Genomic DNA, 15,632 nt, shown 5'->3' with positions numbered 1-15,632 from the left:
CAAACCTCTCTTTTGCTATCATTTTATTATCTCGTCATATATGTTAATAACTTCTTTGAAACACTCTTCTTCTTTATACTTCGATAAAACAAACTCTCTTCCTCTTCGTCCCATAGAATCTCTTAATTGTTTACCATTTATTAATTTTTCCATAAGTTTCTTTAATTCTTCAACATTACCTTTTTCGAAGATAAAACCACTGTTATTATTATCTACAACTTCTGGAAATCCCCCTGCGTTACTTACAATTACAGGAATCCCACAAGCTTCAGCTTCTAATGCTGACACACCAAAACTCTCACTCATTGAAGGGAAAACGCCAAAGTGACAACTATTATATACATCAACTATCTCTTTCCAATTTAATTTACCTAAAAAATTAATTTTATCAATATGACCTAAATCATTCGACAACTTTAATAGTTCTTCTTTTTGTGATCCATCTCCACCTATAAACAATTCTAGATTATCATATCTCTCACATAGTTCACTAAAAGCTTTAATTGCTAAATCTATCCCATATACCTTCTCAAGAGATTTTACAATGCATATTCTAATTTTTTCATCACTCTTTACTACAGGATATGGTTTAAATTTTTCAATATCTATTCCAAAAGGAGTTAAAATAATTTGCTTCTTTGTATACTTATTAGCTTCTACAGCCATATCTTTGCTTGTTGAGAAGATTACATCTGCTTTTTTCAAGTTAAACTCTAGTATTTTCTTAAATATTTTTCCCTTCTTTGGAAATAAGTAAACATCACTTCCCCAAACTGATAAAATATAGGGGTGAAATGATGAAAGCGCCCCAATCAAACCATAACTAGAGGCATAATGGGCATGTAATATATCTGGAGATATTTTTTTTATCAACTTTTTTATCTCAAAAAATTTAGTTATATATCTTATTTTTTTTAGAGAGGTATCAGTATTCATATCTTTTTTTTCTACACCTAACGTATGCACTGTAACCCCTGCAATTTCTCCGTAGTTAAATGATATCACATGAACCTCATATCCTCTTTTCTTAAAAAAATCACACCATTTAATAGTGTGACTGCTACTAGCATCCGCTAAAAAACATATCTTCATAAACTCCTCCATCTTAACATTGAGTAAGATCTCTTATGATTTTTTCTGCTCTACTTACCCATGTGTTTTCATCTAATATGTTAAGTATTTCTTTTTGCTTCAAGTCTATTTCCTCAAAATTCACACTAAGTTTTTTCAAAACACTAAATATATCATCTTTATTATAATCAATTTGCCACCCAATTTTCTTTTTTTCAATAAACTCCCCTGTAGCAGTACCCTTCGATGATATCATTGGTTTCCCATATGACATATATTCAAACAATTTCAAAGGCATAGCAAATTTTCTATATTCGCTTGGTTGGAAAAGCAATGAACATATATGACTCCTATTAATGTATGGTGCATACTCTTCACCTTTTTTATGAATAATTTCTATATTATCACTCATTAAATCTACATATTTTTCCTTAACACTATTCCATTCGTTTTCTCTGCAACAAACAGTCAACTGACCTTCTTTAAATTCATTAAAAACTTTGAAAAGCTCGGTCATATCATATAGCCCTGATACACCGCCAACATAAAACATCTTTAATGGGTAAGATTCAAGAGTATTCTTCTTAAATTCAATTTCATTTACGGCTGGCGGAAGTTCTTCAATTCTAGTCTTGATTTTAATTGGTATGTATTCTTCCATTTTTTTATGTGGAAGATATAGTATATCTAAAATGCCTTTGTAATTTAAAAGATCAAACCTATAAAAACATTTAGCTAAATTTCGTTTAATGAATGGAACCTTATTATATATGGGAAATCTCCAATAAATGTCCCTATAAAACAATCCAATTTTAATCCCCTTTTTTTTACAAAACTTCATAAACCCAAAGTCCATGAATGGATACCTTGGAATATGATCTTTTTCAGTTAATAATGTAGGTTCTGTAGAACTTTCACTATATATAAAGTCATACTTTATTCCATTATTTATATTTTTCTTTATTTTATTGATTACTTCTTTTCGTTCTTTCCCATATCCCCAAATGACATCAACAATATAATCGCACTTTTCTAATCCTTCGATTATTTTAATTGGTCTTATATTAGTGCCTGAAGGTCTATTTTTATCAACAAAAAATGGGACGTGAAAAATACATCTCTTCTTATTCAAAATATCACTCATTCCTTAATTCTCTTTATTGGTAAATCTATTCAATGTTCTAACAAGAAATTTAAATACAATTAAGCCAATTATTATAAAAATAATATTGAAATTGTACACATAATCGGAAAATCCTCCATTTAGTGTAGTACTAAAAAAAACAACTAATGCAATATATATCATAATATTATCAGGCTTCTTCTTCATTCTTAAAAATACAAAATATGCTAGTGCTAATAAAATCCCAACATATATTGGTGCCAATAGAGCTCCACTATATCCAAAGTTTGCATATGCCTCACCCATAAAATTCGAATTCATTACACCTGCAGTTCCAGCATGAACTCTAAATGGGGAATAAAACTCCATAACTACTCTACCAGACCTTATGTGAGTCATATTTTCTGTTAGTAAACTCATTACAGTAGGCGATAAACTTCTTCCACCAAGGAAAGGTAAAAATGTTGGAAATAAATCAAAATGTAGAAATAATGTTCCAATAGATGTAAATATTGTTCTTCCTATAGGTCCATTATATATATCAAATAAGTTTTCCATATTGAATCCGCTTCTCGCATACATAAACAATATTACTCCTACACACCCTATTCCACATGGTATCAGCAATTTATTTGAGATTTTACCATATATCAGAATATGAATAAATATAAATATAACCATATAAAATACCACAGGTGACTTAGAATAATCATAAGTTTTAACAAAAATACTAGTAACAAATAATAGAGCAAATAACATTATCCATTTCTTATCTCTTGTAATATTTGCGTATATGAACGTAAAATAAGACAACAATGGTGTTAATGTTAATATAAATAAATTTTTAATATATGGATTCAAATATAAAGTACTTGTAATTTCATGTCTCAAGGTACCTGTATCAGCTCCACGATTAAAAACCAAATCCACCAATGGAACTCTACCCATTTTTATAAACATATATACACTAAGTAAAATGCATAAAATAGAAGCCAAGCTTATAAGCAAGAATGCTTCTCTTTCATATTCAATAATGATATCTTTTTTAAGATAATTATTATACTCTTTCTTAGAATTCGCTTTAAATATTCTAAAGAATATAACCATTGTTAATGGTAGCATTATAGCACAATACATAATGAACATAAAGGTAATATTGATAGTAGAATCATTTATCATCATAGATTTTATCAAATAATGTTCTCTAAATCCTAAGAAAATTAAACTTCCACCAATAAAAGCAGTTATCATAAAAAGATAATATATATACGATACAATATTTAATTTATTAAGTGCCAATGTTCCACTAGCTTTGCGAAATAAGTACGTGCTAATGGAGAACACTACTAATATTATTAAAATTTTAATACTCAAAATCATCACAACCTCAACTTTAGACTAATTATTACAAAGAACAACTATCAAAGAACATATAATCTCTATATTATTAAATTTATATTATTTATAATAATTGTTTTCAATCAAATATGCTTTTGTATACTCATCAGCTCTCTGTAACTTATTATAAAAACCCTTTATTGGTGTTCTATCTATTTCCTTCTCAAGGAATATCTCAATTAAGTTATCCAAAGAGGCTAGTGTTTGAATATTTTTTACAGGTGTTATTCTTAAATCAATTGCTTCTAACTCTTTAAGTTCTTTTATTGGGGAAATATCTTTAATAAAAGTTTTTGATAGATCAAGATTTGTTAAATTTTCTAGTTTCTCTATTCCCTCAAGATTCTCAATCTTATTATTACTTAAATCTAGCATTTGTAATTTTTCAAGTTCTAAGATATATTTCAAGTTTTCAATTCCATTTCCCGATAATTTGAGTTTTTTAAGTTCACTTAAATTCTCAATTCCTTTAATATCACTGATGCTATTTCCACTTAAATCTAGATATTCTAGATGTGTCAGTGTAAGTATATCATCGTACGATTTCAAAAAGTTATTCCTTATACTTAAGATATCTAAAGATTCCATACTCCTCAGTGGCTTAAGATCATAAATATGATTATTATCGATATATAAACTCTTGATATTCGTATTCGATAATGCATCAATATTATTTATCCTATTATTATTTAACTTCAAAGTTTGAATGTTAATATTCTCTTCAAAGGTAGATATATCTTTTATACTATTTCCTGATAATTCCACATGAATTAATTTATCAAGCCTCTTTAAAGCTTCAATATTTTCTATTTCATTATTATTAGCTATAAGTGATGTTAATCTCCAAAATTCCTCTAATCCCTTTAGGGATTTTATATCCTTACCTGATATATTTAAACTTTCAAATGCAATAACATCTTCAGTATAGATATCACCCCAAAATCTACCTATTTTATACCTAATAATTCTTTCAAGGTTTTTATCTTCAAATTTCACAATATTATTAGCATATGGTAATTCGATTTTTTCCTTTGCAGGCATTAGTTTAGGAATTACTATACTTACGACTATTATAATTATTACTATAAGTGGAATAATTATCTTTTTGTTCTTTGATATTTTCTTTGCTTTTTCTAACACAATATCCACTCCTATCTTTTTCTTAACTTAAAAAAATCTTCAAGTTTAAATTTCTCTACTTTTATGAATGTTATTACATATAGTAATCCGTATACTGAATAAGATACAGACGAAGCAACAGCTGCTCCAACTATCCCCATTTTAGGAATGAGTATATAATTCAATATTAAATTTACTGTAAATATAGTTGTAGTAATTAAAAGATGGTTTCTTGTATTTCCTATACTCTGAAAATAAGATGATGAGACTTTTCCAATTGAAGCAAAAATTATTCCTATAAATAGTATAAGTGTAGGTAAACTCGCATCAGCATACTCTTGCCCATACACAAATGGAATCAAAGGTGTCATTGCCATTCCAATAAGTCCAAGTATAAGACATATATAAAATGTATATTTTACAGTTTTAGCTGTAACCTCTTTTCTTTCTGTGCTTTGGGCAGAATCAATATTATATAATCTCCCTAATATAGCAGTTCCAACACTTCCAGGTATTAAAAACAACAATTCTGCTAAGGAAACTGATACCGAATATATTCCCATGGCTCTCTCACCTAACATATTTTTTATAAAGAATTGATCCATTCTATAATTCATATAAATAAATAATGTAGACAAATAAATTGCAAAACCAAAACTAATCTGTTTTTTTATTAACTTCATATCAATATGAAATTTCATAGTGATATTTAAATTTCGATATAAAAATATTGCTAAAATCACCATTGAAAATGCAAAAACAAATAAATATGTATTAACATCTAGTCTGCCTATTATCCATAGAATGAAGTAAGATATGGACTTAAATAAACTCATTATAATATTAAATTTGTTACTTTCTCGTATTCTCTCATTCCCAATATAAAAATTATTCATATTCAAATTTGAAAAGGTGAAGAAAATTATTATCAATCCACATATGATGTGAAAAGCATTATAATTAATAAAAAATTTTCCCGTAACTTTAAGAATTATTATAATTAAAGATATAAATATAAAGTTTAAAAGTAAAAATGTCTGATTATTTATAAAGACATATTCCTCATCATAATTACTTCGTTTTTGAAAAAAGATACTAGCTTTCAACACTCCTAAATTACCATATTCTCCTATAAGCGTAAATATTAAAATTATATATCCAACATACCCTTTATTTTCTGGTCCTAAAGATCTTGCAATTATAATACTTGTCATGAATGCTAGAACAGAAACCATAATCTGAGTTTTAAAGTTGCTTACAATATTCTTTCTATAACTCATATACACACCTTACCCTAACTTTTCATCTGATAAACTTTGTTTTATGTTTATCAGTTTATCGGTCATCTTATTTAGTTCTATTAGAGAAAGATAATAATTAAAATGTGTGGTATTGGATTTTTCAATTTTTATGTTTTTTCTTTTTATTTCTTCAATAATTTTTTCAACATTATTCTGAACATAGCTAGTACTGAAATACACATTAAATCCATGTGATAGCATAAGCTTGTCACTTGACTTAGTCATCAATTTAAACTTATTTTTTATAAGATGCAAAACACTGTCTTTTTTATAGTAATTTTTATTTAAATAAGAATTAAGGTTTAACTCCTTAAGATACTCAATAGAAACCTCATTATATATTACCTTTTCAACTTTATATTTCAGTGGAACTTTCAAAAAGAAATCTATAAGCCTATTATCCCACAAAGGGAGAAATACCAAGTTATCAAACTGACGATATGTAGCACAGTCATTTAAAATGAACTTACTTTGTCTATTTTCCATATCCCATCTATCAAGCTCACTAAGTAATTTTTCTTTTCTAAGATTCGCCATGCCATCTATTTCATAAAACTTATTGTTTTTGCCATCAAAAGAATGTTTATGCAAAATAAGTTCAAGAAATTGTCCATCATATCTTCCCTCAGGGGAATAATAAACTTTTCTGCTTATATGTCCTCCACCTATGAAATCTCCTGTATGTCCAAAGAACCAACTATCATCTCTCTTCAGTTTTTGATTCTCAATCAATGGAAATCCATCTTGATAATGACAAAGGCTTCTTCCTTGGGTTGCATTTGTCATTATATCATTTTCATTAAACATATTATTGAATTCACTTATTGCAAAATGTTTTAGTTTTAAACCATGCGTGTGAGCAATCTTGTATGGAATTCTAACATCCTCACTATATATGTTTCCAAATGTATTAAGTACTATTTTAGATTTATCATCTATAAATTTCATGATACCGCCCAATACAAGTCGTGAATCTAATCCACCACTTAGAGCAAAATTAATTCTTTTACCATTTCTATTTATGTACTTACAATAATCCCTAAATATACAATCATAAATTTCTTTTAAATTTTCACATTCTCTTTTTTTATTAAAATCTTTATTCTCTTTATATTCAAATTCCCAATACTTATCAGTTTCAATATTTAATTCACTGTTATTTATTTTCATACTAGTGCCACATGGCAACTCTTTTATCTCGTTAATAATAGTATTCTCATGAGGTACATATCCAAATCTTATATAGTTATTAGCGGCTATATCATCTATCGTTAACTCAAATCCACACTTAGCAGCTTCTCTATATAGGTCAAAGAAATCTGTTGAAACAATTAATCTATCCTCTCTTTTAATATAAAATATAGGCATACTTCTATATCTATCTACTATCAGTTCTACACTGTCTTCATTAATTTTTATCAATCGAAAAAGTCCATTTAAAGAATATCTATTTTTGTCAACATACTCACTCTCAAAAATATCTTCTTTTGCAGTAACTATTCCATGTTCCTCATGAACATAATATCCTTCAAATACAATATTGTTTTTTAGTGTTGATCCTCTATTTATAGTTAAAATCATATTTATGACCTCTTATTCAAATTTTCTCAATCTCAGCACTTATCATTTTACTTGACTTATCATTTCCAACAAAAAACGCATTTTTTATATAATTCGCCATCTTATCATGATAATCCTTTCCAAACTCCTCTTCAAATTTCATAATTAGAGCAATAAGTTCGTCTCCATTACGTGCCCCTTTAGATATACCATCTTCAACAAATTTACATACATCGTCATATTTAGGTAACCTTAAACATATTGATGGTTTTTTCAATAAGGCAGCTTCAAGGACCGCTGTGGAATGGACGCTAACTACACAATGGCACTCATTAATCATTTCATATAAATCCTTATCTTTAACTATTTTGCCATTAATATTTTTCTTCTTTATTTCCTCTTCATAATACTCTCTGTATTTATTATCTCCTGGATGCAACTTAATTACTAACTCATAATCTCTTTTCAACCTTTTTAGTCCATCAAAGAGAATATTTCCAGCCATATAAACTAAATCATCCATATATTGAGATAAAAATAGTATTTTAATCCTCTCTTCACTTTTATCTTCTATCTTTTTCTCAATAATTGATTTTCTTAACTCATCACTTCTAATATTTCCAACTACGGAAAGGTTATTTTCTCCATATACATCCGTCATTTCGCTTAACAACTTCTTGTAATTTTCACCCCAAAGAAATGTTGTCTTTGGAATAACCTTCTTATTTTCCGTTGTGAGATGGTAAGAATGTGAGTTTCTAACTATTATACCATGTTGTATTGCATAAGTATTTATATCTACTAAGTTTCCAGCGGAAATTAAACATCTTCCCCTATCCCCCTCATCAATTGCAATACATTTTTTTACACCAAATTTTTTAAAGAATCTCTGAAATAAGATAATCTCTTTAAGATATGATTTACAAATAGATTCTCCTCTATTTTTCATAAAGCCCTTTACCATACCCTTTAAATCAAAACCTTCAAATATAAACTCAATATTATCAATAACATCCAAATTTCTTTTAATTTTATTATATTCCTTAGGATTTTTCATAAATATCTTTTTATACAATATAAATAATTCTAATGGAACCACCTTATACGCAGCTTTGCCACTCTTGTACAACTCTTTTTCACTTTGTAAAAGCTGTATATTCATGATAGAATACTTTGATTCTAACTCTTTCTGTAAATCTCCATAGAGATAATCTCTATAAACCCCACCCTTTTTACTTTCAGCTATTGTAGAGGCCATTGAGTACATTACCATCCGCTCCTTTTTACACAGTAAAAAGGAAACAGCACTCCCTATCCCCTTACATAATCGTTTAAAGTACCCAAAAACGTTCTTGCTTTTCTTCTTAATTTTGGAGTTATCATTTTCTTTTTCCACCATAATCAACTCAAGATTAAAGAACTCATTATTTATTTCTTTTAATTCCTCATTATCAGTTTTGATTAAAATATCCTCATATTTATCATTCAAATATTTAAGTATATATATCAATTCAATTTTACTACTCAGCCATACTGAAAAAGCTGGTCTCATAAATATGTATAATGGTATATTCTCATATATAAATATATCTTCCAATCTCATATTCATAAATGATTGTTTCTCAATCTCCCTAAGAAATTGTCCACATATTTCTCTAATATCTATATATCCAAGTTCCTCATAAATGAACTTTTCAATACCATCAATTTTTATAATCTTTTTATTTTCTCTATAAATTAATTCAACCATGATATCTTCCTTCTGTAAATTATATATATAACACCTGTGGTTACCATTAATATTCCCCACCTTATTAAAGTATACTCTAATAAGGAATAGTAAGTAAATACTGATAATCCCATTAATATTATCCCTTTAAGGTACATTGTGTATGAAAATATCTTATTCTTGAGAATAAAATCATTTATAAGAATATGGTATAAAAATAGTATCACATAACTTATTAATGTAGTTATAGCTGCTGCTATATCCCCATATATAGGAATAAATATAAGATTTAATACAATATTACTGACTCCTGCTATTATTGCTCCCAAACTAAAATATTTTGTATTCTTATGATAAAATTCAGTGTTTGATAGAAAGCTATATAAAAAGAGAAAATAAAACCCTGCTGCTGCTATCGGAATGTATATAAAAGCATGTGAAAAACTCTTATTTTTTAAGAAAAATTTCATTTCTGGGACCGCCATAAGAAATGCAAAAAATAAAAAGGAAAAAATAACAACATATTGCTCCGCAACTTTTTTGATTTTCTCAGTATCTTTCTCCCTCATTTTTTCGAAAAACCATGGTGTCCATAACTTATTAAGTATAGTCCATATAGTGCTTATTATCATTACTATGCTATATGCATAAGTGTATACCCCTTGGGTTCCAGCATCTAAGTGTCCACTTACTTCATATCCTTTTAAAACAAAACTATCAAAATAATTTAATATAGTCGTAGAAAGTGAATGCAAAATCAGAGGAATACTATATGTTGTTGCAAAGATTAAATATTCTTTCTTAAATTTAAACTTAGTTTTCCTATTCTTTATTAAGAAAAAAATTGAAAATCCTACCATTGTTAGAACAGTACCTGCTACTCTTTCAATATATGTATCCCAATTAAACACAAAGAAAAATATAATTACAGTAGTTACCGTAATAAGAGTTTTTAAAACATCAATAATTGCAAATTCTTTATGTTTATATGTGGCTGTAAGCTTATTCATATTACAATTATATAGAAATAACATAATTGAATGTATCCCCATAAATACAATTATCGGAATACTTAAATATGAGGTTTCGAATACTCCAAGTTCTTTTATAATAATAATAGCTACCATAAATACGGAAGAAGAAATCGCACTAAATACAATTCCCACTATTATTATTGATTTAAAAAAGGAATCAAACTCATTCTCAAATTCAAACTTACCTCTCATAATGCTACTGCTTAGATTTACTGTTCCTATAATATTAAGTATAGAAAGGGTTCTTAGGTATAACCCAAAATTACCCAATTGCACTGCTGGCATAATATTAACTACATAGATATTAATAAATATAAAAGATATTACCTGACTCAAAATTGTTGAAACAGTTAAAAAACTTCCACCCCGTATAAACTTATTCTCCATTAATTTTTTAATTCTACTCATAACAATCCCTATTCCCCGTCATTTACTTTATAAATTTTCATTTCCTCATTATCGAATACTTTAATATAATTCTGATTTTTAAGTTCTTTTTCTTCATCATATAGATTTTCAGAGATTATAATATAATTTATTCCTTGTTCTTTTGCAAGAAGTGCATCACCATATTTATATATTTTATCAGCGATTTCTTTTTTCTTATCTACCTGTGCTTTATATTCCTCTGGTGCATAAAAATAAAAATATCCTTCAAGATAGAACTGCCTGTTACTGAAAGTGCTATAATAAAAATATCTAGCAGTTTTATCCACTTTATTATCACTAATATAGTATCTATCGCTTAATATAACAGAATCCTCTGAAGTGTTATCTTTAATCCATTTGATTCCTTCATATTCTTTATATGTAATGGTATTTGGGTGATACCCCTTTGTAAATTCAATTTTACTCTTTATTATTTCATTATATTTCATACCTATATCTATTCGACCCTTTATAGAATAATAGGAGGTAGTAACCCCTACAATAAAGGATATCATTATTATTACCTTAAGTATTTTATTTAGTTTATTATTCATAAGAAATTCAACTGCTGCAATTTCCATGAAAGGTATTGCCGTCATAATAAAATAAATTTCTGAGTGTCCATAATGGCTAAACATATAAGCACATATTATACCTAATACAGCCATTCCCCCTATAAGTAATTCATTTGTATTGCATTGATTTATTTTCCCCCCTCTCATCCAAAACCAAATTACAAACGGAATTGATGCTAACGGGAGATAAAGGTAGAAATGCAATGGTATAATCATTATTCTAGTCAGAATACCATCACCTATTAAACCTATGACTTTTCTACCAATCAGACTATCTTTAGCTATGTATCCTAACTCAAAATTCAAATCTCCACTTCCGCTTTTCAATATAAAAGCAAATAATATAGCGAAGATAAGCACAAAGCTTACTAATAAAGTCAATCCTTTTTTGTTGATTTTCTTTTTAATAATAAACTCAATAATCAACACAGTAAACAATATCAAGATAACCATAAGTGCTAGAGGGCCTTTTGTCCCACTCAGAGCGAAGAAGACCATTAAACTAGGTAATATATACTTCTTCCATTCCCTTTCTTCTAACGCGTAAAATAAAAACATAAATACTACCATTAGTAATGCAATTGACATCTCAAATCCAAAGGCTCCATCTGTAAGTTGCCTTAGGTTTGAATTCATAAACACACCATATCCATTGCTATAAGCTCTATTTAAACTAAAACAATTGGTGAAGAAATATATAAAAGTGAGCATACCTGCTCCAATATTGCTCTTTAAATAGCTCTTTCCAAAACTAAAAATACATAACACAAGGAATAACATTTTTACTATATACCCGTAAGCAAAAAATAGCTTAGTTGGATCAATTCCTGTAGTTAATGAAATAACAGCATAATAAATATTAACAAAATAGTGATATGTAAAGGGAATCCCATTCATTCTTGAATCTATTGGTGGATAACTTCTCATTAGAGCTTCAGTATTTCCAATACTCCATAATAAATCTTGATTTATACCACTTCTTCCAATTACATCGGGCATTGAGTTCTTTATATAGAGAGAAAAGAATGTAGAAATCCACATTATACAGAATACAGTTACTAGTCCATTATTTAATCCACTAAATAATTTCTTGAGTTTGAAATTCCTAAATGAGATAATTACTCCTATTGTACCTATTACATATCCAATATATAATAATCTCCACTGATGAAATAAACTCATTGAAATTAAATATTCAAAAATAACTAAAGAGATACCAAGAAAATAGTTTATAACTAATGTAACTACTTGATCTTTTTTAATACTTAAAACCCATGTTAAAACAACCCCTTGACCGTAGATTAAAAACAACTGTGAAATTAAGTATTTTATTAAAGATATCCCTTCTCCCTCTCTATAAATCAAGGAAAATATCAAACCACATATTATTAAGACGTTAATAATAAAAAATAGTTTTTTTTCTTTAAGAAATAAATTTATACTCTCTAATCTAGATATCATATTAAACTCCTAAACTAATCAAAATTTTTACGGGTAACTCTTGCTGGATTTCCATAAGCAATTGAATTCACTTGAATATCTCTAGTAACTACTGAACCAGCTCCTATTATGCAGTTTTCTTCAATAGAAACCCCTTGAATTACAACCGCATTTGCACCAATCTGAGTATTGCAACCGATATTACTTCCGCCACACAGAACTACTCCTGGACTTATATGTGCATTATCTCCTATTTCACAATCATGTTCAATGATTGCACCTGTATTTAATATGTTGATTTTACCTACATGAACTTCTGGATTTATCATAGTTCCTGCCATAACGCATGTTCCTTCTCCTAATTTAGAGAAATCTGAAACATACGCTTTAGGATGTATAAGTATAGGTAACTTAAATCCAATACCTTTTAAGTGTTCATAAATCCTCCATCGTATATTCGGATTATTTAATCCCCCTACACAAATAGCAGCATTAGTAACACCTCTTAGAAAAATTTTCTCTAGATCTTCATCTTTACCTATTACAGGAATCCCCAAAACCCCACTTCTATTATTATCTATTATACCCAATATTTCATATTTTTTCCCCATCCTAATGATGTCTATTATGACTTTACAATGCCCTCCGCCGCCAATTAATACAATTTTCTCCATATAGATTTCTCCGTTCCAATAAAATACGCTTCGCGCTTCACTTTCTAATTAGAAAACCATTTAAATCAAGTAAGTTATCAACAGATTCATAAAGTTGAAGTTTCCTATTAGAGTAAAAAATTCAAAGCTCAACTATTTAAAATTGAGCTTTAGGAATATCTATTGATTTTCTAATAATTGATCTTCTGGTACGTCTCTTAACACCTTAGCCGGACACCCAGCAACTATTTTTCTTGCTGGTACATCCTTAGTTACAACAGCCCCAGCTGACACAAATCCATCCTCTTCAATAACCTTACCAGGCAGTATTGTTGCTCCTGCACCAATTCTACCACCTTTTTTTACTGTGATGCCTTTGAATTCTTCAAATCGTTTTTCACTTCTTCCAGCAAAGTTATCATTTGAAGTAGTTACTCCTGGTGCAACAAATACGCTATCACCAAGTTCTGAGTACGCAGTAATATAACAGTTAGTTTCTAACTTACAGAATCCACCTATAGTACAATGATTTTCTATAGCTACTCCTCTTCCCACAATAGTCTTCATGCCTATTGAAACATTTTCTCTTATTGATGCTAAATCAGCTACAAGCGTCTTTTGTCCAATCTCACATCCACAATATATAACAACATTAGCTCCAATTAAACATTCATCTCCAATAATAGCCCCTGTGTGATTATCACTCTGCTTAAGAGCACTATTAACAGATCTCATAGGCTTTTTACCTATAACAGTATTGTCATCTATTCTAACATTGTTACCAACTATTGTGTCCTCATGTATTACTACATTATTTCCAATAACACAATTATCACCAATTTTAACATTATCCTCAATAACAGTGAATCTTCCAACCTGAACTTTGTCTCCTATGGAAGCATTGAAACTTATATATTGCATCTTATTCCCCTCTTTGCCAAAGGCTATTCAAATAAATAACCAGTAAGTTATACTGAAAGAAATTATCATTATATCTTGATATAGAAAAAGTGGTGAACCTTCACTATTTTCTATATCGAGATTAACAAGGTAAACTTCTTTCTGTATACTAGTCTATTTTCATATGCCTGATATTTTTCATTTCAAGTGTTGAAAAATCACCAATTGGGAATGTAACTTTTTTATCTAGTAATCTACTCTTATAAGCTCCTAGAATGATTCCCATTGCTTTTTTCCCTTCTTCTCCACTAATAAGCGGTTCACTATCATTATTAATAGCATCTATAAAATCTTTGTATAATGGTGTATGTCCGAATCCATATACACTATCTGGCTCTTCTTCATTAGAGATTTGTTGATTATTTAATTCTTCATTTTCAAACTTCCAAGTTTCTATATTATTTACTGCAAGTCCTCCGATACATACTGTGCCCTTTTCTCCAAAAATACTAAGTGTTTCTTCCAAATTTTTAGGATATACACAAGCTGTACCTTCAATAATTCCTATGGAACCACTCTTAAATCTTATGATTATAGCTCCAAAATCTTCCCCTTCAATATCTCTCATAAAAGTATCACATTGAGAGTATATACTCTCAACTTCACTTCCCATCATCCACTGAAGAAGATCTATGTTATGTATACATTGATTCATTAATGTTCCACCATCTAATTCCCAAGTACCTCTCCAAGGAGCTTGTGTATAGTATCCTTGATTTCTGTTCCAAAGAATCCTAGCTGTACCATTTAATATTCTTCCGAATCCCCCTTGGTCTATGGCTCTACGCAATTTTTGAATAGGAGGGTTAAATCTATTTTGATGACAAACACCTAACTTAAGATTATTCTTCTTAGCTATCTCAATCATTTTATCAGCATCTTTAGTAGAAAGAGCCATAGGTTTTTCAACCAACACATGTAATCCCTTTTCAAGGCAATATATAGCAATATCAGCATGATATCCACTTTCAGTTGCAATTACAGCCATTTGTATATCTTCATGTTCTATTGCATCCTTGTAGTCAACATATACCTTTGCTTCCATTCCTGATTTTTCTTTATACTCTCTCATTTTCTCTTCAGCTTTTTCTACACTCGGATCACATAAAGCAGTAATTTCACATAATTCACTATTATTAACCACAGCTTCTACGTGTTTATAAGATATTCTTCCACATCCGATTATAGCAATTTTTATCTTATTCATGATCTTGGCCCCTTACTGTAGTATTTTTATCTT

The 15,632-nt window shown here is 28.8% G+C and carries 12 protein-coding genes; all 12 read right to left on the bottom strand.

Annotation, left to right across the window (positions count from 1 at the left end; translation table 11 throughout):
• Positions 1-18: 18 nt before the first annotated feature.
• A complete protein-coding gene (locus KDK92_RS22515; protein ID WP_250861664.1) occupies positions 19-1,092 on the bottom strand; it encodes a glycosyltransferase family 4 protein in 1,074 nt (357 codons plus the stop codon).
• 13 nt (positions 1,093-1,105) lie between these two features.
• Complete coding sequence (locus KDK92_RS22510; protein WP_476739438.1) at positions 1,106-2,215, bottom strand: glycosyltransferase family 1 protein; 1,110 nt, start codon at positions 2,213-2,215, stop codon at positions 1,106-1,108.
• A 3-nt stretch (positions 2,216-2,218) separates the two neighbouring features.
• The gene (locus KDK92_RS22505) at positions 2,219-3,568 is read right to left on the bottom strand and encodes an O-antigen polymerase (RefSeq protein WP_250861663.1); all 1,350 of its coding nucleotides are present in this window, start codon (positions 3,566-3,568) and stop codon (positions 2,219-2,221) included.
• Between the two features lie 84 nt (positions 3,569-3,652).
• Positions 3,653-4,732 carry a leucine-rich repeat domain-containing protein gene (locus KDK92_RS24860; RefSeq protein WP_250861662.1) on the bottom strand — a complete coding sequence of 360 codons (1,080 nt, stop codon included), beginning with the start codon at positions 4,730-4,732 and terminating at the stop codon, positions 3,653-3,655.
• An 11-nt stretch (positions 4,733-4,743) separates the two neighbouring features.
• Entirely contained in the window at positions 4,744-5,991 is a 1,248-nt protein-coding gene (locus KDK92_RS22495) for an oligosaccharide flippase family protein (RefSeq protein ID WP_250861661.1), read from the bottom strand.
• Between the two features lie 9 nt (positions 5,992-6,000).
• Positions 6,001-7,593, bottom strand: a complete 1,593-nt coding sequence (locus tag KDK92_RS22490; RefSeq protein ID WP_250861660.1) for an asparagine synthetase B family protein — start codon at positions 7,591-7,593, stop codon at positions 6,001-6,003.
• Between the two features lie 16 nt (positions 7,594-7,609).
• The gene (locus KDK92_RS22485) at positions 7,610-9,322 is read right to left on the bottom strand and encodes a capsular polysaccharide export protein, LipB/KpsS family (RefSeq protein ID WP_250861659.1); all 1,713 of its coding nucleotides are present in this window, start codon (positions 9,320-9,322) and stop codon (positions 7,610-7,612) included.
• Positions 9,310-10,743 (bottom strand): lipopolysaccharide biosynthesis protein, encoded by a 1,434-nt coding sequence (locus KDK92_RS22480; RefSeq protein ID WP_250861658.1) that lies wholly within the window; start codon positions 10,741-10,743, stop codon positions 9,310-9,312. Before KDK92_RS22480 ends, KDK92_RS22485 begins: the two co-directional genes overlap by 13 nt.
• A gap of 8 nt (positions 10,744-10,751) precedes the next feature.
• A complete protein-coding gene (locus KDK92_RS22475; RefSeq protein WP_250861657.1) occupies positions 10,752-12,800 on the bottom strand; it encodes a hypothetical protein in 2,049 nt (682 codons plus the stop codon).
• Positions 12,801-12,814: 14 nt separating this feature from the next.
• Positions 12,815-13,453: an acetyltransferase gene (locus tag KDK92_RS22470; protein ID WP_250861656.1), complete on the bottom strand. Its 639-nt coding sequence runs from the start codon at positions 13,451-13,453 to the stop codon at positions 12,815-12,817.
• Positions 13,454-13,612: 159 nt separating this feature from the next.
• On the bottom strand, positions 13,613-14,353 hold the full coding sequence (locus KDK92_RS22465) for an acyltransferase (RefSeq protein WP_250861655.1): 741 nt from the start codon (positions 14,351-14,353) through the stop codon (positions 13,613-13,615).
• Positions 14,354-14,501: 148 nt separating this feature from the next.
• On the bottom strand, positions 14,502-15,599 hold the full coding sequence (locus KDK92_RS22460; protein WP_250861654.1) for a Gfo/Idh/MocA family protein: 1,098 nt from the start codon (positions 15,597-15,599) through the stop codon (positions 14,502-14,504).
• Positions 15,600-15,632 lie beyond the last annotated feature (33 nt).

The sequence above is a fragment of the Oceanirhabdus seepicola genome, assembly GCF_023684385.1.
Classification (GTDB): domain Bacteria; phylum Bacillota; class Clostridia; order Clostridiales; family Clostridiaceae; genus Oceanirhabdus; species Oceanirhabdus seepicola.
The sequence above is the reverse complement of the archived record's forward strand: the minus strand, read 5'-3'. Positions and strand labels throughout refer to the sequence as shown.

What these genes read in the sequence shown, in the direction of transcription:
- KDK92_RS22460 (WP_250861654.1), bottom strand. Translation starts at nt 15,599, where the DNA reads ATGAATAAGATAAAAATTGCTATAATCGGATGTGGAAGAATATCTTAT.
- KDK92_RS22515 (WP_250861664.1), bottom strand. Translation starts at nt 1,092, where the DNA reads ATGAAGATATGTTTTTTAGCGGATGCTAGTAGCAGTCACACTATTAAA.
- KDK92_RS22510 (WP_476739438.1), bottom strand. Translation starts at nt 2,215, where the DNA reads ATGAGTGATATTTTGAATAAGAAGAGATGTATTTTTCACGTCCCATTT.
- KDK92_RS22465 (WP_250861655.1), bottom strand. Translation starts at nt 14,353, where the DNA reads ATGCAATATATAAGTTTCAATGCTTCCATAGGAGACAAAGTTCAGGTT.
- KDK92_RS22475 (WP_250861657.1), bottom strand. Translation starts at nt 12,800, where the DNA reads ATGATATCTAGATTAGAGAGTATAAATTTATTTCTTAAAGAAAAAAAA.
- KDK92_RS22485 (WP_250861659.1), bottom strand. Translation starts at nt 9,322, where the DNA reads ATGGTTGAATTAATTTATAGAGAAAATAAAAAGATTATAAAAATTGAT.
- KDK92_RS22495 (WP_250861661.1), bottom strand. Translation starts at nt 5,991, where the DNA reads ATGAGTTATAGAAAGAATATTGTAAGCAACTTTAAAACTCAGATTATG.
- KDK92_RS22470 (WP_250861656.1), bottom strand. Translation starts at nt 13,453, where the DNA reads ATGGAGAAAATTGTATTAATTGGCGGCGGAGGGCATTGTAAAGTCATA.
- KDK92_RS22490 (WP_250861660.1), bottom strand. Translation starts at nt 7,593, where the DNA reads ATGATTTTAACTATAAATAGAGGATCAACACTAAAAAACAATATTGTA.
- KDK92_RS22480 (WP_250861658.1), bottom strand. Translation starts at nt 10,743, where the DNA reads ATGAGTAGAATTAAAAAATTAATGGAGAATAAGTTTATACGGGGTGGA.